Source organism: Antrihabitans stalactiti (assembly GCF_012932915.1).
Classification (GTDB): domain Bacteria; phylum Actinomycetota; class Actinomycetes; order Mycobacteriales; family Mycobacteriaceae; genus Antrihabitans; species Antrihabitans stalactiti.
This window is the reverse complement of the sequence record NZ_VCQU01000013.1, coordinates 48930-70351: the sequence shown is the minus strand read 5'-3', so window position 1 is coordinate 70351 and position 21422 is coordinate 48930. Positions and strand designations below refer to the sequence as shown.

Sequence of the window (21422 nt, the reverse complement as noted above, 5' to 3'; positions counted from 1 at the left end):
ATGCCGAAATACGGACTCCCCGGAATATCCATCGACCAGCGCCGCTCGGTCGTCATCGGCGTCACCGCCGTCGCCATCGTCGTGGTCGTCTCGCTCACCTGGATCGTCATCGACCGAATTCGCGGTGACGACCGGATGCAGATCGTGTTGCAGACGGAAGAAATCGGCGACGGCATCGTCGAGGGAACCCCGGTTCGGCTCGACGGCGTCGCGGTCGGTGAGATCGAGACGATCGACACCTCGACGATCGGACAGCAACTGATCACGTTGCGGCTCAATCAATCCCAACTGTTCGGGGTGACCGACACCCTCGACATCGACTACGCACCGGCCAATCTTTTCGGCATCAGCGAGATCGAACTGCGACGCGGATCCGGCGGCACCGCATTGGGCAACCATGACGTCGTCGACCTTACCGGCCGCCATGGCGACCGGGTGCGCGATGTCACGATGGGCAACCTGCTCCGATCGGTCACCCGGACCGCCACCGACGTGTTGACCCCGCAACTCACCGACACCCTCACCACACTGGCCGGCGACCTCGAAGCGTTCACCCCGATCCTGGAAGCGATCGTCAGCACCGGCCGCAACATCGCCGACACCCAGCGCTACGCGGCCTCGTTCCTGGTGGGACAGTTCGGTTCTGCGCTCTCAGGCGCGGCACCGATGGTCGGCGGCACCATCGATCTGATCGACACCGTCCGCAACATCGAAATCCTGCACACCCACAAGGAGACCTTCGACGAGGTCGTCCAGATCGCAATTCACCAGCTGTTTCCGGGTGTATCCACTCTGCTGTTCACTGCCCAAGACTATTTCGCGGGCTACGCGAACATGCTCCCACCAGTGCTGGACGCCGCGACGCGGATGATACCCACCCCACAACTGTCGAGTGCACAACTGCGCGATCTCCTTGCCCGCCTCGACCGCTCGTTCACCGACACACCCGACGGTCCGATGCTGAACCTCGCCGTGACGCTGCGCGGTGTACCGGCCCTGTCGGTGCCGCTGCTCGGGACCGCACAGCCGGGAGGCGAACGATGAAATCCCTCATCTCCGTGGGGGTGAAGCTGACCTTGTTCGTCGCGGTCATCGCAGTCCTGCTCACCTTCATCATCGCCGCGATCAAGCGCCCGGTGTCCGGCGACACCCACAGCTACACAGCGATGTTCACCGACGCCAACGGACTCAAGACCGGCGACGACGTCCGCATGTACGGGGTGCAGGTCGGCAAAGTGCAAACCATCAACCTCGACGACAACCACGCACGGGTCGGACTGACCGTCCAAGAAGGCCGATCGGTGTACGAGACGAGCCACCTGGCCATCCGCTACCAGAATCTGACCGGGCAGCGCTACATCGACATCCAGCAACCACCCCAACCCGGAACCGAGCTCGCGGCCGGGGCCACGATCGGCACCGAGTCGACAATCCCGTCCTTCGACATCACCGGATTGTTCAACGGCCTCGAACCCGTGCTCGCCGACTTCTCTCCCAGCGCGCTCAACCAGTTCACCGAAAGCCTGCTCGCCGTGATCGAAGGCAACGGCACCGGCATCGGACCCGCGCTGGACGCAATCGAGACCCTGAGCACCTACGTCAGCGACCGCCAAACCGTCATCTCGGCGTTGGTCGCCAACCTCAAACAGATCTCCGACCAGATCGGCGGACGCTCACCGCAACTGGTCACGCTCATCGACGGCATCACCCAGGTGTTCATCACGTTGCAGCAAAACTTCGACGGCGTCGTCGATTTCGCGATGACCGCCCCACCGGTGCTCGCTCCCCTCAACAGCCTGCTCGCCACCCTCGGACTCACCCCCGACACCAACCCCGACCTCGACCACATCGTCGGGTTGCTGTTCCCCGATCCCGACCAAGCCGTCGAGGTTCTCGGCACATTGCCGACACTGCTGCAATCACTCAACGCCCTGGTCCCCGACACCGGTCCCGGGGTGAACCTGACCTGCTCGAACGGAAACGCGACCGCCCCCGCACCGCTGCAGGTCCTCATCGCCGGACAAAGGATATCGCTGTGCAACCGTTGAACCCCAAGGCACGCAGGTGGTTTCACCTGCCGGGCAACCGGCCCATCCCTACCGAGAAACAGTCCGCCCGCTCGCAACTGCGACTGGGCGCCCTCGGCGCAACGGTCGTGGTCCTCGCACTGATCGCGACCGGTGTGCTCTACGCGCTGCCGCTGGGCCGCTCCACCTATACGGCCGATCTCACCGAAGCCGGATCGATCAAAACCGGCGACGATGTGCGGGTCGCCGGGATCCCGGTGGGGTCGGTGACCTCGCTCGAGCTGCAACCCCATGGGGTGCGGATGAGGTTCACGGTCAAGGACGAGGTGTTCATCGGCGACCAGACCACCCTCGACATCCGGATGCTCACCATCGTCGGCGGCCACTACGTCGCCGTCTTTCCGGCCGGCACTGCACCACTGGCAGACGCGGTGATCCCGCCGGAGCGGGTGCGGTTGCCCTACAGCCTGGCCCAAGCGTTCCAGGACGCCGCCCAACCGCTGCGCGACGTCGACGGCACCACGCTGCGGCAAAACTTTGCTGCGCTGCAAACCTCGCTGGACGGTAGTCCCGACGGACTGCGTCGCGCGGGCAACGCCATCGAGTCCCTCGTCGACGTTCTCGTGAAGCAGAACGACGACGTTTCGCGCACCCTGGCGATCGCCGACGAATACCTCAGCGCGATCAACAGTTCGAAATCCCTGCTCGGAGAGTTGGTCCGCACCATCCGGATCTTGGAGACGATCGTGATCGACAAACAAGCCGAAATCCAAGAGGCACTGCGGATCACCGACGAGGCCCTGTCGCGGCTTGCGGTGCTCGCTCCGCACTGGGATAACACGTTGAAGCCGATGGCGCAAAAATTGGCCGACACGATCCCCGAACTTCAACGACTCGGCGACAAACTCGGTGGCGCGGTGGCCTCGGTGCGGGAGCTGCTCGCCCGCGTGCAGCCGCTGGCAACCCCGCAGGGTCTGGTTCTCGACCAGTCCTCGACGACGATCACCGGCCCCGACCTCTGTGTCCCGGTCCCCGGCAAGGGGTGTTGAGGATGAATCGGATACTGGCCTCACGCGGATTCATGTCGGTCACCGGTGTGCTCGTCGCCGCCGCACTCGTCCTGTTCGCCTACGTCATCACCTTCGACCCCGCGAAGAAAATGCAGAGCTACTGCGCGCTGATGCCCGACGCGGTCGGCCTCTACACCGGCAACCACGTCACCATGTTCGGCCTGACTGTGGGCACGGTGACCGACATCGCGCCCCAGGGTGAGACCGTGCGCGTCGATTTCGACGTCGACGCCGACCATCCCCTGCGCGGCGCCGTCTCGGCGACCACGGTGTCGGACACCCTCGTCGCCGACCGCAACCTCGCAGTCCTCAGCGACACCGACGCCACCGACTGGGACCCCAACACGTGCATCACCCGCACCCTCACACCCAAAAGCATGACCCGAACACTCAACGCCCTCGCCACCCTCGCCGACACACTCAACGGCAGTAACGACCCGGTCGACGCCGGCCGCGTCAACGACGGCATCCATGCCATCGATACCGCCATCTCCGGAACCGGGCCGCGGATCAACGAGCTGATCACCAAGCTCGGCGTCGCATTCAATTCACCCGACGCCGCGATCGGCCACATCGGCGAGCTGATCGATGTGCTGAGCGAATTGTCGGCGAGCGTGTCCACCGGATGGGGCGACATCAAAGACATGCTGCTCCCGTTCGCCGACGTCCTCGACTACGTCAATCAGAAGGTCTGGGTGCCCGGCGCGGGCATCCTCGATTCGTTACGACAGCTCATCCCCATGATCAACGACATCACCACCATGTTCGGCGAACCCATCCTGCAAGTGTTGGATGCCACTGTTCCGGTCATCCATTTCATCGGCGCCAACGTCGCCACCCTGCGCGAGATCATCACCATGATCCCCCCGATCCTCGGCGCCTTCACCCGGTCGAGCGATCCACAGACCGGCAAACCCGGTGTGACCTACGCACCACCCAAAGTCGCCATCCCCGCGTCGAATGCAGACCAGGTCTGCGCCACGGTGAACACGCTCGCACCCGGCCGCTGCAGCTCGGCAGCCGACGGACTGGCAACGATTGATCTGCTGCCCGTCGTGCTCGGACTGGCAGGCACACGATGAGACGGCGTTGGCGGCACCAACTTGGCGTACTCGGGGTGGCTGCAGCACTGACCCTGGGTGGGTGCGCGTTCGATCCGTCCTCGGTCCCGTTGCCCGGCACCACCGTGTCCGGCGAGACGTACCGGGTCCACATCGAGTTCGCGAACGCACTCAACCTCCCCGCGCGGGCGAAAGTGGCCGCCAACGGCGTCCAGATCGGGTCCCTGCGCTCGGTGCGTCTCGTCGATCCGACCGCGGAACGCGAAGGGTATGTCGTCGCCGATGTCGACATCACAGAATCGGTACGGCTACCGACCACAACCTCTGCGCAGCTTCGCCAAGCCACGATCCTCGGCGACATCTACATCGCCCTGAAACCACCCGCCGACGGCTACGACACCACGATCGCGCCGGAGGGCACCATCGGGCTAGCACAGTCCGAACCCGCGCTGCAGATCGAAGACGCCATGTCTGGAATAGCGACGTTCGTCGGGGGCGGTGCCTTCAAACAGGCTCAGGACATCGTCAACCGCATGAATTCGGTGCTGCCGCCGGACCCGAAAGAGACCGCCCGAATCTCCGGTGTGCTCGGGGCGAACGTCACCGACCTCGCCGAGAACCTGCATCAGGTCGATGCGTTTCTGGACGCGATAACGACAGACGCTGGCGTCGTCCTGGACCGCGGGCCAGCGCTGAGTGCGTTGCTCACCGACGCCGGCACCGACCACACGATCAGTGCGATGAACTCGTTGGCCGCGATGATCGGCATTTTCGGTGCGCTCGGTAGCGTCGCGCACTCGTTGGAATGGCTGCAGCCGCTGTTCACCTCCGCCGATGCCGCAGCGAAAGCGTTTGTGCCGCTCGCATTTACCAGTCGCCCGTTGGATCTGACGGCGCCGTCGAACCTGAACAAGCTGGTGGCTTTGGTACGCGACCAGGTGATTCCGTTCGTCGAACACGGCCCGAAGATCAACATCGTCGACGTGAACACCACACCATCGCCGGCAGTATCCACCGATGATCAAGTCGATCGCATCATCGCGACGCTGCGCATGATCGGAGCGGTTCGATGAAGGTCAAGCTCAGTTCGGTCCTGTCCCTGATCGCCATCGCCACGGTGCTGGTCGTCGGCGCCGGCTATCTTGCTTTCGGCATCGTCCGGGTGGACTGGTTCACCGAGTACACAACCGCGACCATGGTGCTCACCAATTCGGGCAGCCTGGGGCCGAACTCCCCCGTCCTGCTGTCCGGAGTCAAGGTCGGCGACATCACCTCGGTCACCAACGTCGCAGACGGCGTCGAAGTGGCGTTTCGCGTCGAGGACAAGTTTGCGATTCCGACCGTGAGCACAGTGGTGATCGAAAACCTCTCCGCCCTCGGCGAACCGTACGTCCAATTCACCCCGACCACAGCCGACGGCCCGTATCTGCAGGACGGACAGCAGATCGACACCCGCACGATTGCGATGCCGCTCTCGATCCCCGATGTCGCCCGCACCGTCACCACCCTGATGAACCAACTCGACCCCGAGGCCATCAGTTCCATCGTCGCCACCGTCACCCAAGGTCTGTCCGGGCTCGAGAACGTGATCCCGAACCTGGCGCGGTCGACCAGCCTGCTGGCCGCCACCATTCTGAGCCGCACACCCGAAATACGCAGCCTGCTGACCGACCTGCAGAACATCGGCTCCGACATGGAATGGACCGGACCGTCGATGGCCTCGGCCGGACCGCTGTGGGCAGACTTCGGGGTCAAGGTCGAGATGGTCGTCGAATCCCTGGCCAAGTTCGTCCGGCTCCCCGGCGTGCCGCAGAACTACATCACTGGCAACGGCATCGTGCCGTTCCTGCCGAAAGTGACCGCCTATATCGAGGAAGTCGGCCCCGATCTCGCGACCCTGGTGCCGATCATCGCGCCCCTCGCGGCGACCGCCACCGCAGCCATACCCGCCATCGATCTCAGCAGCCTGATCTCGCAGGCACTCAACGCCACCGCCGCCGACGGCGCGATCCACCTCCAGATCAACGTCAACTAGCGCACCACAAACATCAGTAACCGCCGAAAAGTTTGGAGCAGAGATGACCACCACCACCGCCGCCGACCCGACCGAGACCACGATGAGCACCGATCCGGACGAAAAGCCCTCCGCCACACACCAACCGAGAACTCCCGCGACGCTGTCGATTCGCAAGTCCACCGCAGCATTCGGCGCTCTCGTCGTTGCTCTCGTCGTCGCCCTCGCCGTGACCGGCGCCATGCTGTGGTCGGCCAACAGAGAGCTGCGTGAGCGCGACGACGCCGCCGCCGCCGACCAGCACGCCGAGCACGTGGCCACCGACTACGCCGTCGGCGCCTCCAACATCGACTTCAAGGACGCCAACGCCTGGGTTGGGCGACTGAAAGCCAACACGAGCCCGGAACTGGCGAACAAATTCGATGCCACCGCGCCCAAGCTCCAGGAACTGCTCGTTCCGTTGCAGTGGACGTCGAGCGCAACACCGATCGACGCCACGATCGCCTCCGAAACCGGCGGAATCTACAGAGTCAACGTCTTCCTCAACGTCACATCGACCAGCGCTCAGACCCCCACCGGCGCGCAAACCACCGTCACCTACAACGTCACCGTCGATGCGAACAACGACTGGAAAATCACCGACGTCGGCGGCATGGACGGCGCACTGCCCGGGAAATAGTTGCAACCCAATGCAATCACGTCTCACTATCGGTGGTGGTCGGTCCGGCGGCGGCCTCGTTGTCAGCCCCCAACCAGGAGTGGTATGCGCATGGGTGATTCGGTAGGCCACGCCGCGACGGCCGTCAGGTCGGCGCTGCGGCCACCGATACCGGCAGAGTTGACGCCCCGGACGTCACCCTCGCCCAGGGCAGCGGGGGGTGTCGGCGTCACTGCGCCGACATCGGTGCTGTCCACACCGATCGACGTGCCGTCGAGTACGCAATCCCGCATAGTCGGCCTCGTGTTCCGCGCCGTGATCAGCCCACTCGTGCGGCGCATTCCGATCACTGCCTGGCCGATGTCTGTCGCGTTCGCGGTCGACTTGGCCGCGAAGGTCATCCCTACCCCCACGGGTGTGACCGCCGAAAAGGTGCACTTCGCCGGGTTCGACGCCGAGATCGTGCGGCCTTGCATCCCCCGCTCGAACCTGGCGGAAGGGGCCGTGTTGTATTTTCACGGCGGCGCCTTCCTGATCGGTGGGCTCAACTCGCACCGGCCGGTTGTGGCCGCACTCGCTCGGCGCACCGGACTACCCGTAATCCATGTCGCCTACCGGCAACTGCCGAGGACACCGATCACGGGTTCGATCGACGACTGCACAACGACCTACCGCTGGCTGCTCGACCAGGGAGCAGATCCCGCGACCGTGGTGTTCGCCGGTGACTCCGCAGGCGGGTTCCTCGCCTTCGCCACAGCCGTCGCGGCCGCGCACGCAGGAATGCCCCGGCCGGCGGGACTCATCGGGTTCTCGCCATGGCTAGACCTCGACTGCACGACCAAACTCGCCCATCCGAACCGAACCACCGACGCGTATCTGCCGGCGGAACTGCTTGCCACCGTGAGCAGGATCGGTGGCTACGATCCCGTTACGCCGAATTCAGCCCTGTCCCCGACGACCGACGACCTGGCTGCGCTTCCACCGGTCCTGCTCATCGCCGCGGAGTCGGAGGTCGTGCGCATCGATTCCGAACTGATGGCCGGTCGGCTCGCTAACGCGGGTGTGCCCTGCGTGGTGCATATCTGGCACGACCAGATTCACGCTTTCACGACGTTGTTTCCTGACATGCCGGAAAGTCGCGCCGCCCTCGACGCCGCGGCCCACTTCATCCACGGCAGAATCTCTGCCACCGTGAACTGCGGCGATCTCACGTATCCCGTCGCGCCACCTGCGGCTTTCGATTCCGCCGCGACTCGACCAGTGATTCCAGAGCAGATGGCTCCATGATGTGATCGGCGGACACCGTGGTCCGATCGCCCGACGGTCGCACGACCTTCGCCAGTCGGCATCACCGGTCGCGGTCTCCCCCGGCTAGCACCGCGGCGCGGTCAGAGCGGCACCTGCCTCCGCTGATGTTGCACCACCCCGTCGGTCACGCCGAATTCGCGCCCCGCGCGGCGCCTGACGGCGCACTAGTGGGGTCGAGTCGAATACCGAGTTCACGTAAGCGATGGTCGAACAGCAACCAGCATTGGCTGGTCAGCCGATCGATGATCTCGTCCCGGCTGGTGCGTCGGTGGTCGAGCCACCACGACACCGAAGCATCGACGAGACCATGCACGGCCACGATCGTCGCGTCGATCAGGTCGGTGTCGGCCAACTGCGGAATGTAGCGCACCATCGCAGCGGCAACTTCGGCCGTGAACGCGCCGCCTCCGACCCGTTCCTGCTCAGGGCCCCGGCGGTACTCGCGACGGATCAGAAACCGGTACAGATTGGGATGCTCGTCCGCCCAGATCACATGCTGGGCCAGAGGTTGCCGAATGATCTCGAACGGGGTGCCCTCGACCTCCAGATTGGCGCGGATCCGTTCCGTGAGGTCGCGATGGGCTCGTCGGGCGACCGCAAAGTCGAGTTCCTCCTTGCTTGCGAAGTGCCGGTAGACATGCGTGCGGGCCAGGCCCGCGCGGTCGGCGATCTGTTCGGTCAACGCTTGTGGTCCATCCGCCTCGATCGCAGCGATGGCGGCATCGATGATCAGCCCTCGGCGTCGATCGCGGCCCGGGCCGCCGGCCGCGGCGCGGCGAGCCGCTGTGGAATCTGGGCTGGGCTTTGTCATGACTGTCACACTATCGTCCGATCGCAGTCTCGGGTACAGTCCGTACCCAGACGATGGTACAGCGTGTACCCAAACCGATCTGGAAGGCATCGACGCCGCTATGACCGCACACCGCTCCAAGTGGATGGACGACGACCTGCACGCGCTACGCGATCTCGCACGTTCGTTCTGCGAACAGGAGCTCGAACCAAACACCGAGAAGTTCATCGAGCAGCATTCCGTCGACCGCGATTTGTGGAACAAGGCCGGTGAGCTGGGACTGCTCTGCATGTCGGTGCCCGAAGAATACGGCGGCGGAGGCGGCAATTTCGCCCACGAGGCCGTCCTGATGGAAGAGCAGGCCCGCGTCGGCGACACCGCGTGGGGTGTCAGCGTGCACTCGACGATCGTCGCGCACTACGTGCTCACCTATGGAACCGAAGAACAGAAAAGAACGTGGCTCCCCAAGATGGCCAACGGTGAGACGGTCGGTGCGATCGCGATGACCGAACCCGGCACCGGCTCGGACCTGCAAGCTGTCAAAACCAAGGCAGTTCGCGATGGCGACGAGTATGTGGTGAACGGGTCCAAAACATTCATCACCAACGGCGGACAGGCCGACTTGATCGTCGTCGCGGCGAAGACCGACACCAGCGCTGGCGCGAGCGGCATCTCTCTTCTGCTCGTCGAGGCCGACCGGGCCGGGTTCCGTCGCGGCCGGCTGCTCGACAAGCTGGGGCAGAAGGGCCAGGACACCGCCGAACTTTTCTTCGAGGACGTCCGCGTCCCGGTCTCGAACCTGCTCGGCACCGCCGAGGGGCAAGGCTTTCTCCAGTTGATGCAGCAACTACCGCAAGAGCGACTGATCATTGCGATCGGCGCGGTCGCTGCTATCGAATCCGCACTCAAGCACACGTTGCGCTACACCAAAGAACGGCACGCATTCGGCAAACCGCTGTTTGCATTTCAGAACACCAAGTTCAAGCTCGCCGAGGTCGCCACCGACGCCACGATTGCGCGAATCTTCATCGACGACTGCATCGCCAAACATCTGCGTGGTGAACTCGACATCCCGACAGTTGCGATGGCGAAATGGTGGACCACGGAACGAGCCATGGTCGCCGCCGACGAATGCCTCCAGCTGCACGGCGGGTACGGCTACATGACCGAGTACCCCATCGCCCGGATGTGGGTCGACCAGCGTGTTCAAAAAATCTATGCCGGTACCACCGAAATCATGAAGGAAATCATCGCTCGATCGTTGTGATCCCCACAGCTCGGTGAAGCGGTGTCGGGGCACCTTCGGGCCTGCTCCTGCAGATCCATTCGGCCACCCCGGTGGCCGTGGCGCGCCGACCCCTGATCGGTGCCGGAACTGGCCGCTTCACCGCGCGCTACACCAGCCCACGATCGTCGCTGCGGCTCCACGACCGACGGTGATGCCAATGCGGCGCGGGCAGCGACCGCGTAGCCCGGAGATTCGAATCGAGACCAATTCCTACCCGTCATCAAATAAGGAGAAATAAGGTGGGTCACGTCGCGAATTCCGCAGAGGTCAACGCTACTGCCGATCACACGTTCGCCTATATCTCGGACTATCGCAACATCGAGAAATACATGCTGGGACTCGAACGATTCGAACCGACTGGAACGCAAACTCGCGGCGTCGGGGCAGAATTCACCAGCACACTGGACATCGGCCCAATGAAACTCGACCTACATCTTTCGGTTCTCGAATGGGTGAACGACAGCCGGATAACGTTGCGGTGCAACGCAAAGAAGATGGAAGCAACCACCTGTATGCAACTCGACAGCCTTCGCGCCGAATCGACACAACTCAGCGTCACCTGCGACTACACAGTCGGATCCGGACTCACCGCCAAGGCCATCGACGTCGCACTGCTCGCCTTCAGCAAAGCGGCGATCCGCTACGTAGAAAAGCATTTGCGCGAGCAAATCGAAGACACGTACACCATGCGAGCGCAGCACCGATCGATGCCGCCGTTGCCTCCGAAACCGGCGGACTCTACTCGGTGAAGGTGTTCCTCAACGGGATCTCCACGAGCGCCCAACCTTCCACGGGCACAAACCACCGTCACCTAGAACGTCACCATCGACAAAACAACGACTGGTCACCGACGTCGGCGGCATGGACGGCGCGCTCCCTGTGAAGTAGCACGCTGCTGACAGACCGCTCGCCCAACCAAGTCACCATCCAGTTTCGAAACATCAACTCTCACAGGGGCTCTCATGAATGTATGGCCGTTCGCCCGGCGCGATCGACGCACCTACGGCGCTGACGCAGTCGTCACCGGCGCGGGCAGCGGAATCGGCCGCGCCTTCGCCATCGAACTCAGCCGACGGGATGGCCGCGTCGTCTGCGCCGACATCGACATCGGCAGCGCGCAACAGACCAGCACCCTGATTACGAGCAAAGGCGGAGACGCGATAGCCATACAGTGCGACGTCGCCGACGCACGCCAAGTGCTCGACCTCGCAAACGTCGCCGAAGGCTGGTTCGGCAACTCGGTAAGCTTGATGATCAACAACGCCGGAATCGGGACGGGAGGCACCGTCGTCGGCGAAACCCCGCTCGACGACTGGTACCGCACAATCGAGGTCAACCTCTGGGGCGTCATCCACGGCTGCCACGTTCTCGCGCCTCGCCTGCGCGAACGAGGCAGCGGAGGCATCATCAACGTGGCATCGGCCGCCAGCTTCGGTGCTGGCCCACGCATGGCCGCATACAACGTCAGCAAAGCCGGCGTGTTGTCGCTATCCGAGACGCTCGCAGCAGAACTCAGCGGAACTGGTGTGACGATTACCGTGCTCTGCCCCACACTGGTCAAAACCAACATCAACGACAACACCGCGATTACCGAATCAGCTGCCCAGCTCGCGGACACGCTCATGAAATGGATCGGATCGTCGCCGCAATCGATCGCCCAGACCACACTCGACGCCCACGATCGCGGCCAACTTCATGTCATGCCACAACTGGACGCAAAAGTTGCGTGGCAGCTCAAGCGACTCGCGCCAGGGGCGTTCACTCGCGCGCTCGGTGTCATCGAACGAATCGCTAGTTGAACTACGCTTGTGCGCTTCGTCCATGGAGATATCGGCCGCGGCAGCCGCCACTCACTTCCGCCAGTTCGGCTGCCTGGTCGATTCGAACCAAGAGCGGCCCAAGGCTTGACCGACCGGACTTGTCCACATAATCGTGGCCGATACGACCCGCGATGCGCACAACTTCGCCCTGAACGCTCGCCGCGGCGCCGCCGTTCGGGACGAGCATCCCCCATAACTCGGAGAACTGCTTCCTCCAGTCGGTCGAGGAGACGACGATCGGTTCGCCGTCGGCGAGCACACGCGGGCGCGCCGGAGGCGTGACGTCGAACATGGCAAGCACTTCGTTGAGAGCCTCGCGCATGTCGACAGTCACGTTGCCTGCGGCCTCGAACCGGTAGAGGTTGGCCATCGCACGGCGCAGGTATGGCGGCACCTGATCGTTGAGTCTGGCGTGACGAGAAGCCAGCAGACGGATGACCGGCAGCGCATTGGGGCCGTTGTGCGGGTCTGTTCGGAGCACGGCGAGGTCCAGCGGCGTCCAGCCCATCGTGTCGGTGGCGTGGACGTCGGCGCCGGCAGCGAGAAGCAGTTCGACGATCTCCAGTTGATGGGTGGTCGCGGCTTCACCCAGTGGGGTGTCCTTGTGCGCGGAATCCACCGGATCGGCGCCACGCTCGAGAAGAAGCCGGACCACCTCCACATCTTTGTGGGAGATCCGACTGGTCAACGGCGTGCGTCCGAAGTTGCTCTCGGCCTCGATGTCGGCACCCTGGTCCAGCAACCAACGCACGCCGTCGGCGCGGACGGTACGCATCGCGAGCGCGACTTCTTTGCTGTACCCGCCGCGCGCGTCGACCGATCGCGTCGCGAAGATCTCCTGCAGCTCCCCGAGCGTGTAGGGCTCGCCTCTCTCCCGAAAGTCCTTCGGTAGTGTCAGCAGCTGCTTCGCCATGTGGCCCCCTCGTCGATCCCCCGGGGCAGTGTAGCGAGAACTCGGAAATTTCGAGACGAAAGCCCTGACCAGCAAACTGCGCTGACCAGGGCTTTCGCTAGAGCGAGTGACGGGATTCGAACCCGTGTGAACGGCTTTGCAGGCCGGTGCCTTGCCACTCAGCCACACCCGCATCGGTGAATGACTTTGCCGCACCGGCGGGTCCGTGCCCACCCTTGAAATCATTGTGAGTCGAACGGCGATTACGCGACAGCGCGACGCTGAACGAACTTCGAAAGATCCTTGCTCGCCGTATCCATGGCGATGTTGAGGATCTGGCGCTGCAGAAAGCCTGGCAGCGGAATCTTCAAAGCGATTTCGAGATCGAACACGATGTGAGTGCCCTTGGCGGACGGGGTCAGCTGGTAGGAGCCGACCTGCTTCGCCTGCTGGCTGCTCTCGACAAGTTTCCAACCCATGGACTTGTCGCCGTCCCAGGTGTACTCGGTCACTTGGTTGTCGGTGATGCCCACGATCTTCACTTGCGAACGAACAAGATCCGGTCGTCCGTCCGGATACCGCGATTCGACTTTCGCGGCACGGTGCGGTCCCGACCAAGTCGGCAGATCTTCGATATCAGCGAGCGCGTCGATGATCGCTGCGGGCGTTGCAGCGACATCGAACTCGCGAGTTCCCTTGACGGCCATGGGGTCACACTAGATTTGGTCCGGGTCGGCGAACGCGGGCATTTGGGCCCGTTTCGATCGCCGAAAGTCCCCGATCTGCTCGTGAGTGGCTAGCGGTGGTTGAAGTTCGGCTTGCGCTTCTCGACGAACGCCGTCATGCCTTCGGTCTGATCTTCGGTCGCGAACAGCGAATGGAAAACCCTGCGCTCGAAGCGGATTCCTTCGGACAGTGTGGTCTCGAACGACCGATTGACCGCTTCCTTCGCCACCATGGCGACAGGGAGCGACATGGACGCGATCTTCTCCCCCACCTTCAGCGCCTCGTCGAGGAGCTCAGCGGCGGGGACGATGCGTGAGACCAGTCCGGCACGCTCGGCTTCTTCGGCGTCGATGGTCCGGCCGGTGAGGACCAGATCCATCGCCTTTGCCTTGCCGACCGCGCGGGTAAGTCGTTGCGACCCGCCGATTCCCGGAATCACGCCCAGGGTGATTTCCGGCTGACCGAACTTGGCGGTGTCGGCGGCGAGCAGGATGTCGCACATCATGGCGATCTCACAACCGCCACCGAGCGCGTAGCCGGCGACCGCGGCAATCGTGGGCTTGCGTGCCGACGCGAGGCGATCCCAGCCGGAGAAGAAGTCGCTCATGAACATGTCCATGTACGACTGCGGCTGCATCTCCTTGATGTCCGCGCCGGCTGCGAACGCCCGCTCGGACCCCGTCAGAACGATCGCGCCGATCCCAGAGTCGGCTTCGAGTTCGTCGAGCGCGACGATCAGGTCTTTCAGCACCTGCGAATTCAGCGCGTTGAGTGCCTTCGGCCGGTTCAGCGTGATGACGCCGACCCTGCCCTTGCGTTCGAGCAGAATCGTCTCGAAATCAGTCACTGATCAGGCCTCTCCAGAACGCTTACGGATGTCGGTCACGATGGCCGAGAAGTCTAGCCCACCGCCCGTTTCGTCCTTGAAGCGTTTGTAGATCTCTTCGGCCTGCAGACCGAGCAGCCCGTCGACGCCGTTGGCCCGCAACGCATTTGCCGCGAGCCCGAGGTCCTTGTGCATCAACGCGGTGGCAAAGCCGGGCTGGTAGTCCTTGTTGGCCGGGCTGGCAGGCACGGGTCCGGGGACCGGGCAGTACGACGTCAAAGACCAGCACTGACCCGACGCATTGGAGACGACATCGAACATGGCCTGGTTGGTCAGCCCCAACTTCTCGCCGAGGACGAATGCTTCGCTGACGGCGATCATCGAAACGCCGAGAATCATGTTGTTGCAGATCTTCGCGGCCTGACCGACACCGGCACCGCCGCAGTGGACGATCTTGGCACCCATCACGTCGAGCAGCGGCTTGGCGGCTTCGAAGTCCTCCGCCTCGCCGCCGACCATGAAGGCGAGGGTTCCGGCGGCAGCTCCCGCCACACCACCGGAGACGGGGGCGTCGACCGCACGGTGACCAGCGGCGACCGCTAACTCGTTGGCAGCCTTGGCATCTGCCACGTCGATCGTCGACGAATCGATGAACAACGTGCCGGGCTTTGCTGCCGCGAGCAAGCCGCCGCTGTACAGATCCAGGACGTGCTTACCGCTGGGCAGCATCGTGATGACGACATCTGCTTTCGCGGCGTCGTCGGACGAGGAGACGACAGTTATGCCGTCCTTGGCGGCCTGCTCGAGCGCGGCGGGGACCAGGTCGAATCCGAGCACCTGATATCCGGCTTTGGCGAGGTTGGCGGCCATCGGTCCGCCCATGTGGCCGAGTCCGACGAAGCCGACTGTGACGTTGCTGGGTGTGCTCATCACTTACCTTTCAATCCGAGTTCGAGTTCGCCGAGATCGGCGAAGTACGCGGCAACCTGGTCGGGCGTGACCGCTTCGAGGGTCGCTGGCTGCCACTGTGGATTTCGATCTTTGTCTATCACCTGAGCGCGGATGCCTTCGACGAGATCGTGAGACTTCAAGCAGCTCAGCGACACTCGATACTCGTCGTTCAGCACCTCTTCGATCGTCGTGAGCCTCCGCGCCCGCCGCAGCGACTCCAGCGCGACCTTCACCGCGATCGGCGACTTCGACAGGATCTGCTCCGCCGCCGCTGCCGCTTCGGGCGCGCTGTGCGCCTGCAGCCGAGCCACGATCTCCTCGACGGTGTCGGCTGAGTAGCACTCGTCGATCCAGCCCTGTTGAGCCAGCAGCTCAGATTCGGGTGCTGCCGAAGCGAACTTGTCGAGCGCGTCCTCGATCGACGACGTGTGCAACGCCTCCAAGAAGGACGGCAGATCCGACGACGGCACGAAGTGGTCGGCGAAACCGGTGGCGATCGCGTCGCCTGCGCCGAGCCTGCCGGTGGTCAGCGCGATGTGAGTGCCCAACTCCCCCGGTGCTCGCGGGAGCAGATAGGTGCCGCCGACATCGGGCACCAACCCGATCCCGACCTCCGGCATTCCGACCTTGGATCGCTCGGTCACGATACGCACGCTGCCATGCGCGGAAATCCCGACACCGCCACCCATCACGATGCCGTCCATCACGGCGACATACGGCTTCGGGTAGTTCGCGATCAACGCGTTGAGGATGTATTCGTCGCGCCAGAAGTCCTGCGTCGCTTTACCACTGCCCTGCGCATCGTGGTAGATCGGCACGATGTCACCACCTGCGCACAACCCACGTTCGCCAGCACCGGTGATGACAACGGCACTCACTTCTTCGTCGTCGATCCAGCCGCGCAGAGCAGGTGTAATCGCCAACACCATCGCATGATTGAGCGCGTTGATCGCTTTCGGCCGGTTGAGATGCAGAAGACCGAGGCCGTCGCGCTTCTCGATCAGAACATCGTCTGTCATTTGACGGAGCCCACGATCGACCGGGCAATCACCACTCGCATGATTTCGTTCGTCCCTTCGAGAATCTGATGTACCCGCAGGTCGCGGACTATTTTCTCCACGCCGTACTCGGCAAGATAGCCGTACCCACCGAGCAACTGCAGTGCATCGTTCGCCACGTTGAATCCGCCGTCCGTGCCGAATCGCTTTGCCATGGCGCACAGTTCGACGACGTCGGCATCGCCGGCATCCAGCGCGGCGGCGGCACGCCACAGCAGGGTTCGGGCAGCTTCGAGTTCGGTCCGCATGTCGGCGAGCTTGAACTGCAGCGCCTGCGAATCGAGCAGCCTGGCGCCGAACGCCTTTCGCTCGGCAAGGTAGGACACCGCCTTGTCGAACGCCGCGTGCGCGCCGCCGACCGACGCTGCTGCGATGTTCAGCCGACCACCGTTGAGCCCTGCCATCGCAATCCGAAAGCCGTTGCCCTCGCTGCCGATCAGGTTCGCCGCGGGAATCCGCGCATCCTCCATGATCACCTGGCGAGTGGGCTGCGCGTTCCAGCCCATCTTCTTCTCGTTCGCACCGAACGACAGACCTGGCGTGTCCTTCGGAACGATGAACGCCGAAATCCCCTTGGGTCCAGCGTCTCCCGTACGAGCCATGACGACGTAGACGTCCGCTGACCCGGCGCCCGAGATGAACTGCTTGACGCCGTTGAGAACATACTCGTCCTCGTGGCGAACAGCTTTGGTACTCAAGGCTGCCGCGTCTGAGCCCGCACCGGGCTCGGTGAGGCAATAGCTCGCGAGGTGTTCCATCGACGCGAGCGCAGGCACCCATTCGTGGCGTTGCTCGTCGGAGCCGAACTTGTCGATCATCCACGTGGCCATGTTGTGGATCGAGATGTACGCCGAGATCGTCGGGCAGCCGTATGCAAGCTGCTCGAAGATCCGGACCGCGTCGAGCCTTGTCAGTTCCGAGCCGCCGACTTCTTCTCGAATGTAGATCCCGCCCATCCCGAGGGCGCCCGCCTTGCGGAGGACGTCCGTCGGGAAGTGCTTGTTCTGATCCCACTCGATTGCGTTGGGCGCCAAAAACTCCAGGGCAAAGTCACGAGCAGTTTCGACGATTGCCTGCTCGTCGTCGGACAGTGTGAACATGTCAGTCCATCGTCGGAATGACGAAGTGGTCGGCGTTCTCCTTCAAGCCCTTCGGCCACCGCTGCGTGACCGTCTTGGTCTTGGTGTAGAAGCGCACCGAATCCGGACCGTGCTGGTTGAGATCGCCGAAACCGGAACGCTTCCAGCCACCGAAGGTGTGGTACGCGATCGGAACAGGGATCGGCACGTTGATGCCGACCATGCCGACCTGAACCCGGGTGGCGAAATCGCGCGCGGTGTCACCGTCGCGGGTGAAGATCGCGACGCCGTTGCCGTATTCGTGATCCGACGGAAGGGCAAGCGCCTCTTCGTAATCGTGTGCGCGAACGACCATCAGCACCGGGCCGAAGATCTCTTCCTTGTAGATCCGCATCTCCTTGGTGACGTTGTCGAACAACGTCGCACCGGCGAAGAAGCCGTCTTCGGACCCTTCGAGCTTGAAGCCACGCCCGTCCACGACGGCCGTTGCGCCTTCGTCGACACCGATCTGGACGTAATCGTTGACGCGCTTGAGTGCGTCGGAGCCGACGAGCGGTCCGAAGTCGACGCCCTTCTCGTCCGAGCGGCCGACGTTGAGCTTGCCGACGCGCTCGGTCAGCTTCGAGACCAGGCGGTCAGCGGTCTCCTGACCGACCGGAACGGCGACCGAGATCGCCATGCAGCGCTCGCCTGCCGAGCCGTAACCAGCGCCGACGAGCTGATCCGCGACGTCGTCGAGGTCCGCATCCGGCATGACGATTGCATGGTTCTTGGCGCCGCCGAAGCACTGTGCGCGCTTGCCGTTGGCGGTTGCGGTTTCGTAGATGTACTGCGCGATCGGGGTCGAGCCGACGAAACCGACGGCCTTGACGCGCGGGTCGTGGAGGAGCGCGTCGACCGACTCCTTGTCGCCGTTGACGACGTTGAAGACGCCGGCGGGCAGCCCTGCCTGCAGGAACAGCTCAGCGAGGCGCAGCGGGACCGAGGGGTCGCGCTCCGACGGCTTGAGGACGAATGCGTTGCCGCAGGCGATCGCGGGAGCAGCCTTCCAGAGCGGAATCATGGCCGGGAAGTTGAACGGGGTGATGCCGGCGACCACGCCGAGCGGCTGCCGCATCGAGTAGACATCGATGCCACCACCAGCGCTTTCGGTGTATTCACCCTTGAGCAGATGCGGGATGCCGACGGCGAACTCGACTACCTCGAGGCCGCGCTGGATGTCGCCCTTGGCGTCCGGGATCGTCTTGCCGTGCTCGGAGGAGAGCAGCGCGGCAAGCGAGTCCATTTCGTCCTGCACGAGGGCAAGGAACTTCATGAGTACGCGAGCGCGGCGCTGCGGGTTCCAGGTCGCCCACTCTTTCTGCGCCTCTTCGGCGTTGGCGATTACTGCCTCGACCTCCGCCTTCGTGGCCAGCGGCACACGCGCCTGGACCTGCCCGGTGTTCGGGTCGTACACATCTCCGAACTTGCCCGACGTTCCTGCAACATGCTCTCCACCGATGAAGTGCGTCAACTCACGTGCCATGTCCTCGTACCCGTTCCCTCTCGACTACCAGCTATTATCCGTTGTCATCCTATAGTTGGATGTCCATGTATGTCTAGATGCCCGATCCAGCCAGACTTCATTGTTCTCCGTCTGCGGCCGAAAATCACGACCTTCCGGGCGCACGTGCGATCATGCAAGAATGCCGCCGACCCCGTTGCCCCGCGATCCGATCGAGGAGGCCCACCGCCAGTGGACCGACCACGGCTGGGGCGCGGTCGCCGACGGCATGGCAGCGGTGACCTCGGTGATGCGAGCACAGCAGATCATGATGGCGCGAGTCGACGAGGTGCTGAAGCCCACCGGCCTCACGTTTGCGCGGTACGAGTTGCTGACTCTGTTGAGCTTCAGCCGGACCGGCGCGCTGCCTATGGCGAAAGCGAGTGCACGGCTGCAGGTTCACCCGACGAGCGTCACCAACGCCGTCGACCGCCTCGAAGCTGCGAGTCTGGTCAAGCGCGTGCCCCATCCAAGCGACCGGCGAGCCACACTGATCGAAATCACCGAAGCTGGAAGGGCGTTGGCGCTGGAGGCGACCGAACAACTCAATGCTAAGGTCTTCGGTCAGCCCGGGCTCGACGCCGAGAAGCTCAGTGAGCTGGTGCGGATCCTGGCCGAGTTGCGGCTTGCCGCCGGCGATTTCGCCTCGGGCGGCTGGCCACCGGCGTGATCGTCAGGTAGCAAGAGCGGCAATGACCACCAGATTGTCCGTCGTGTCACGACCATCGGCCGTGGTGTCGCAGGTTGCCAAGATGAGTCGTCCCGGCACGTTCTCGACCAGGTCGGTCCGCGCGTCCAGCTGAGTTTTCGGCACCCGAATCACCTGTCGCACTGCATAAACCAGGGTCCCGTTCGGCGTACCGAGAACGATCGACTGGCCGACGGCAACCTTCTCGAGCGCCGAGAACGGAATGAACTCGCCCGACTGGTCGACGTAGTTGTGGCCGACGATGAACGACGTTCCCGGCGAATCGGTACCGGGTTCGTTGCTGTCGGTTCGAAACACCGGCCGGTTGTCTGCCGGGACCACCACACCGTTGACAGCCCGGACGCCCGCAGGATCGAGCATCGTCCTGGCCAATACGCCGGGTTCGATGGCAATCCAGGTCGGAGCAGCTTGGGGCACAACACCTTCGGTAACCATGCCCGGCGGCGTGTACTGCACCGCAGCTCGCCGGGGCGTCAACGCAGAAGTGCTGCTGATCGGCTGGGCGAACCAGGTACCGATCAGCAGCACTCCCAAGACAATCGCGGCGAGTGGCTTACCCACGCCGTCCAAGCCAGTGGCGCACGGCTCCCAGCAAGTCGGTTGACGGCGCCTCACCCGAAGCCACCGCGCGTCGCCGCACGAGTGCCCACTGGGTGCCGAACACGACCAAGAGAATTCCGCCGATGCCTACTGCCCAGCGCAGCAATTCGGTTGTCGCGCCGATCAATACATCGCTCGGATTGCGTCCGGTGAGCACTTCAGCGGCCGGAGTATCGACACCCGCCTTCGCCGAACCGAGACCTGCGACGGGCGTGTCCGTCTGGTTGCCTAGTCCGCCGACCATCGGAACGTCGGGAACAGTCGCGGGAATCGCGGCCGGGACGGCGGGCACAACGGGTGCGAGGGCAGGCACGAGTGGTGCCAATGCCGCGACCGCGGGCGGCAAGACACCGACCGGAGCGAGGGCCGGGATCGAGTACGGCCCAGCCGGTGCGCACGACTTGAGTTCCGCGGCCTTGATGTTGGCAGCGTTCAAGTTGTCGGTCGCGGTCCGCGCGGTCTCGATCGCAGCCTGATTTTCGTTCCACGCCTTGGTCGCAGCCGCGTCGAGGACGGCTTGCTTCTCGTACGGGACGTGCTCGGCCAACCCGCTGGTTGCGGCAGTCCGCGTCGCGGTGGCATTCCTCGCAGCTTCGGTGGCCTTCTGGTCTGCGGTGTTCTTCGCTATCTGTGCAGCGTCCGCCGCCTTGGCCGACTCCTCGGCCGCCGCGCAGGCGTAGGTCTGTACTGGCATGGGCGCAACTGGCGCGGGTGCAACGTTCTGCCCGCCGTCTGCGGCCGCCAATCCCCCGGAGGTGAAGGACATACCGACGCCGACGAAGGCGATAGCAGCAATTCGCACGAGGGGGCGCAGCGCCCTTCTCTCATTATTGGTCATCGTATCTTTCCGATAGTGGCGAATCAGACGGGCAGGAACAGGTTTTCGTGCTGGGTACGGGGGAATGCTATTCGGAATTACATGGAAGTAGTTCCCCCGGACATGACACTGATACCGACTCCTTACCGATCTGTTAGCAAATCTCAGCTGTGACGAGTGTGACT

At 63.7% G+C, this 21422-nt stretch carries 22 protein-coding genes and 1 tRNA gene; 12 read left to right on the top strand and 11 right to left on the bottom strand.

Features of this window, described 5'->3' with window-relative positions:
- The 8 genes from FGL95_RS28250 (at position 1) to FGL95_RS28215 (ending at position 8117) form a co-directional block, all read left to right on the top strand.
- The gene (locus FGL95_RS28250) at positions 1 to 1044 is read left to right on the top strand and encodes an MlaD family protein (protein WP_169593673.1); all 1044 of its coding nucleotides are present in this window, start codon (positions 1 to 3) and stop codon (positions 1042 to 1044) included.
- Positions 1041 to 2048 (top strand): MlaD family protein, encoded by a 1008-nt coding sequence (locus FGL95_RS28245; protein ID WP_169593671.1) that lies wholly within the window; start codon positions 1041 to 1043, stop codon positions 2046 to 2048. Before FGL95_RS28250 ends, FGL95_RS28245 begins: the two co-directional genes overlap by 4 nt.
- Entirely contained in the window at positions 2036 to 3076 is a 1041-nt protein-coding gene (locus FGL95_RS28240; RefSeq protein WP_338080063.1) for an MlaD family protein, read from the top strand. The genes FGL95_RS28245 and FGL95_RS28240 overlap by 13 nt, the downstream gene beginning before the upstream one ends.
- 2 nt (positions 3077 to 3078) lie before the next feature.
- The gene (locus FGL95_RS28235) at positions 3079 to 4179 is read left to right on the top strand and encodes an MlaD family protein (protein ID WP_169593669.1); all 1101 of its coding nucleotides are present in this window, start codon (positions 3079 to 3081) and stop codon (positions 4177 to 4179) included.
- 35 nt (positions 4180 to 4214) lie between these two features.
- Positions 4215 to 5231, top strand: coding sequence for an MlaD family protein (locus FGL95_RS28230; RefSeq protein ID WP_338080062.1), 1017 nt, complete (start codon positions 4215 to 4217; stop codon positions 5229 to 5231).
- Complete coding sequence (locus tag FGL95_RS28225) at positions 5228 to 6193, top strand: MlaD family protein (protein WP_169593666.1); 966 nt, start codon at positions 5228 to 5230, stop codon at positions 6191 to 6193. The genes FGL95_RS28230 and FGL95_RS28225 overlap by 4 nt, the downstream gene beginning before the upstream one ends.
- A gap of 43 nt (positions 6194 to 6236) precedes the next feature.
- Positions 6237 to 6851 (top strand): hypothetical protein, encoded by a 615-nt coding sequence (locus FGL95_RS28220; protein WP_169593664.1) that lies wholly within the window; start codon positions 6237 to 6239, stop codon positions 6849 to 6851.
- 90 nt (positions 6852 to 6941) lie between these two features.
- Positions 6942 to 8117, top strand: coding sequence for an alpha/beta hydrolase (locus FGL95_RS28215; protein ID WP_169593663.1), 1176 nt, complete (start codon positions 6942 to 6944; stop codon positions 8115 to 8117).
- 145 nt (positions 8118 to 8262) lie between these two features.
- Here FGL95_RS28215 and FGL95_RS28210 read toward each other — a convergent pair whose 3' ends face one another.
- The gene (locus FGL95_RS28210) at positions 8263 to 8949 is read right to left on the bottom strand and encodes a TetR/AcrR family transcriptional regulator (protein ID WP_169593661.1); all 687 of its coding nucleotides are present in this window, start codon (positions 8947 to 8949) and stop codon (positions 8263 to 8265) included.
- A 100-nt stretch (positions 8950 to 9049) separates the two neighbouring features.
- On the opposite strand from FGL95_RS28210, the gene FGL95_RS28205 reads away from it, so the two are divergent.
- From FGL95_RS28205 to FGL95_RS28195, 3 genes are all read left to right on the top strand, one after another.
- Positions 9050 to 10195 carry an acyl-CoA dehydrogenase family protein gene (locus FGL95_RS28205; RefSeq protein ID WP_169593659.1) on the top strand — a complete coding sequence of 382 codons (1146 nt, stop codon included), beginning with the start codon at positions 9050 to 9052 and terminating at the stop codon, positions 10193 to 10195.
- A 260-nt stretch (positions 10196 to 10455) separates the two neighbouring features.
- A complete protein-coding gene (locus FGL95_RS28200; protein WP_169593657.1) occupies positions 10456 to 10965 on the top strand; it encodes an SRPBCC family protein in 510 nt (169 codons plus the stop codon).
- 213 nt (positions 10966 to 11178) lie between these two features.
- Positions 11179 to 12015: an SDR family NAD(P)-dependent oxidoreductase gene (locus FGL95_RS28195; protein WP_169593656.1), complete on the top strand. Its 837-nt coding sequence runs from the start codon at positions 11179 to 11181 to the stop codon at positions 12013 to 12015.
- Position 12016: 1 nt separating this feature from the next.
- Here FGL95_RS28195 and FGL95_RS28190 read toward each other — a convergent pair whose 3' ends face one another.
- The 8 genes from FGL95_RS28190 to FGL95_RS28155 form a co-directional block, all read right to left on the bottom strand.
- On the bottom strand, positions 12017 to 12949 hold the full coding sequence (locus tag FGL95_RS28190) for an ankyrin repeat domain-containing protein (protein WP_169593654.1): 933 nt from the start codon (positions 12947 to 12949) through the stop codon (positions 12017 to 12019).
- A gap of 101 nt (positions 12950 to 13050) precedes the next feature.
- A tRNA-Cys gene (locus tag FGL95_RS28185) sits at positions 13051 to 13121 on the bottom strand.
- Between the two features lie 70 nt (positions 13122 to 13191).
- Positions 13192 to 13635, bottom strand: coding sequence for an SRPBCC family protein (locus tag FGL95_RS28180; RefSeq protein WP_169593653.1), 444 nt, complete (start codon positions 13633 to 13635; stop codon positions 13192 to 13194).
- A gap of 89 nt (positions 13636 to 13724) precedes the next feature.
- On the bottom strand, positions 13725 to 14501 hold the full coding sequence (locus FGL95_RS28175) for an enoyl-CoA hydratase (protein ID WP_169593651.1): 777 nt from the start codon (positions 14499 to 14501) through the stop codon (positions 13725 to 13727).
- 3 nt (positions 14502 to 14504) lie between these two features.
- Positions 14505 to 15410, bottom strand: a complete 906-nt coding sequence (gene mmsB, locus FGL95_RS28170) for a 3-hydroxyisobutyrate dehydrogenase (RefSeq protein WP_169593649.1) — start codon at positions 15408 to 15410, stop codon at positions 14505 to 14507.
- Positions 15410 to 16450 (bottom strand): enoyl-CoA hydratase/isomerase family protein, encoded by a 1041-nt coding sequence (locus tag FGL95_RS28165; protein WP_169593647.1) that lies wholly within the window; start codon positions 16448 to 16450, stop codon positions 15410 to 15412. Before FGL95_RS28165 ends, mmsB begins: the two co-directional genes overlap by 1 nt.
- Complete coding sequence (locus tag FGL95_RS28160) at positions 16447 to 17589, bottom strand: acyl-CoA dehydrogenase family protein (protein ID WP_169593646.1); 1143 nt, start codon at positions 17587 to 17589, stop codon at positions 16447 to 16449. The genes FGL95_RS28165 and FGL95_RS28160 overlap by 4 nt, the downstream gene beginning before the upstream one ends.
- A gap of 1 nt (position 17590) precedes the next feature.
- The gene (locus FGL95_RS28155; protein WP_169593644.1) at positions 17591 to 19093 is read right to left on the bottom strand and encodes a CoA-acylating methylmalonate-semialdehyde dehydrogenase; all 1503 of its coding nucleotides are present in this window, start codon (positions 19091 to 19093) and stop codon (positions 17591 to 17593) included.
- Between the two features lie 160 nt (positions 19094 to 19253).
- On the opposite strand from FGL95_RS28155, the gene FGL95_RS28150 reads away from it, so the two are divergent.
- Entirely contained in the window at positions 19254 to 19781 is a 528-nt protein-coding gene (locus tag FGL95_RS28150; RefSeq protein ID WP_169593642.1) for a MarR family winged helix-turn-helix transcriptional regulator, read from the top strand.
- Between the two features lie 3 nt (positions 19782 to 19784).
- Here FGL95_RS28150 and FGL95_RS28145 read toward each other — a convergent pair whose 3' ends face one another.
- Entirely contained in the window at positions 19785 to 20381 is a 597-nt protein-coding gene (locus FGL95_RS28145; protein WP_169593641.1) for a sortase domain-containing protein, read from the bottom strand.
- Positions 20374 to 21258, bottom strand: coding sequence for a hypothetical protein (locus tag FGL95_RS28140; protein WP_169593639.1), 885 nt, complete (start codon positions 21256 to 21258; stop codon positions 20374 to 20376). Before FGL95_RS28140 ends, FGL95_RS28145 begins: the two co-directional genes overlap by 8 nt.
- Positions 21259 to 21422 lie beyond the last annotated feature (164 nt).

Excerpts from the sequence above, each read along its gene's own strand:
- FGL95_RS28180 (WP_169593653.1), bottom strand. The coding sequence starts at position 13,635 with ATGGCCGTCAAGGGAACTCGCGAGTTCGATGTCGCTGCAACGCCCGCA.
- FGL95_RS28245 (WP_169593671.1), top strand. The coding sequence starts at position 1,041 with ATGAAATCCCTCATCTCCGTGGGGGTGAAGCTGACCTTGTTCGTCGCG.
- FGL95_RS28210 (WP_169593661.1), bottom strand. The coding sequence starts at position 8,949 with ATGACAAAGCCCAGCCCAGATTCCACAGCGGCTCGCCGCGCCGCGGCC.
- mmsB (WP_169593649.1), bottom strand. The coding sequence starts at position 15,410 with ATGAGCACACCCAGCAACGTCACAGTCGGCTTCGTCGGACTCGGCCAC.
- FGL95_RS28250 (WP_169593673.1), top strand. The coding sequence starts at position 1 with ATGCCGAAATACGGACTCCCCGGAATATCCATCGACCAGCGCCGCTCG.
- FGL95_RS28205 (WP_169593659.1), top strand. The coding sequence starts at position 9,050 with ATGACCGCACACCGCTCCAAGTGGATGGACGACGACCTGCACGCGCTA.
- FGL95_RS28155 (WP_169593644.1), bottom strand. The coding sequence starts at position 19,093 with ATGGCACGTGAGTTGACGCACTTCATCGGTGGAGAGCATGTTGCAGGA.
- FGL95_RS28215 (WP_169593663.1), top strand. The coding sequence starts at position 6,942 with ATGGGTGATTCGGTAGGCCACGCCGCGACGGCCGTCAGGTCGGCGCTG.
- FGL95_RS28225 (WP_169593666.1), top strand. The coding sequence starts at position 5,228 with ATGAAGGTCAAGCTCAGTTCGGTCCTGTCCCTGATCGCCATCGCCACG.
- FGL95_RS28195 (WP_169593656.1), top strand. The coding sequence starts at position 11,179 with ATGAATGTATGGCCGTTCGCCCGGCGCGATCGACGCACCTACGGCGCT.
- FGL95_RS28150 (WP_169593642.1), top strand. The coding sequence starts at position 19,254 with ATGCCGCCGACCCCGTTGCCCCGCGATCCGATCGAGGAGGCCCACCGC.
- FGL95_RS28190 (WP_169593654.1), bottom strand. The coding sequence starts at position 12,949 with ATGGCGAAGCAGCTGCTGACACTACCGAAGGACTTTCGGGAGAGAGGC.
- FGL95_RS28165 (WP_169593647.1), bottom strand. The coding sequence starts at position 16,450 with ATGACAGACGATGTTCTGATCGAGAAGCGCGACGGCCTCGGTCTTCTG.
- FGL95_RS28140 (WP_169593639.1), bottom strand. The coding sequence starts at position 21,258 with ATGACCAATAATGAGAGAAGGGCGCTGCGCCCCCTCGTGCGAATTGCT.
- FGL95_RS28160 (WP_169593646.1), bottom strand. The coding sequence starts at position 17,589 with ATGTTCACACTGTCCGACGACGAGCAGGCAATCGTCGAAACTGCTCGT.
- FGL95_RS28220 (WP_169593664.1), top strand. The coding sequence starts at position 6,237 with ATGACCACCACCACCGCCGCCGACCCGACCGAGACCACGATGAGCACC.
- FGL95_RS28235 (WP_169593669.1), top strand. The coding sequence starts at position 3,079 with ATGAATCGGATACTGGCCTCACGCGGATTCATGTCGGTCACCGGTGTG.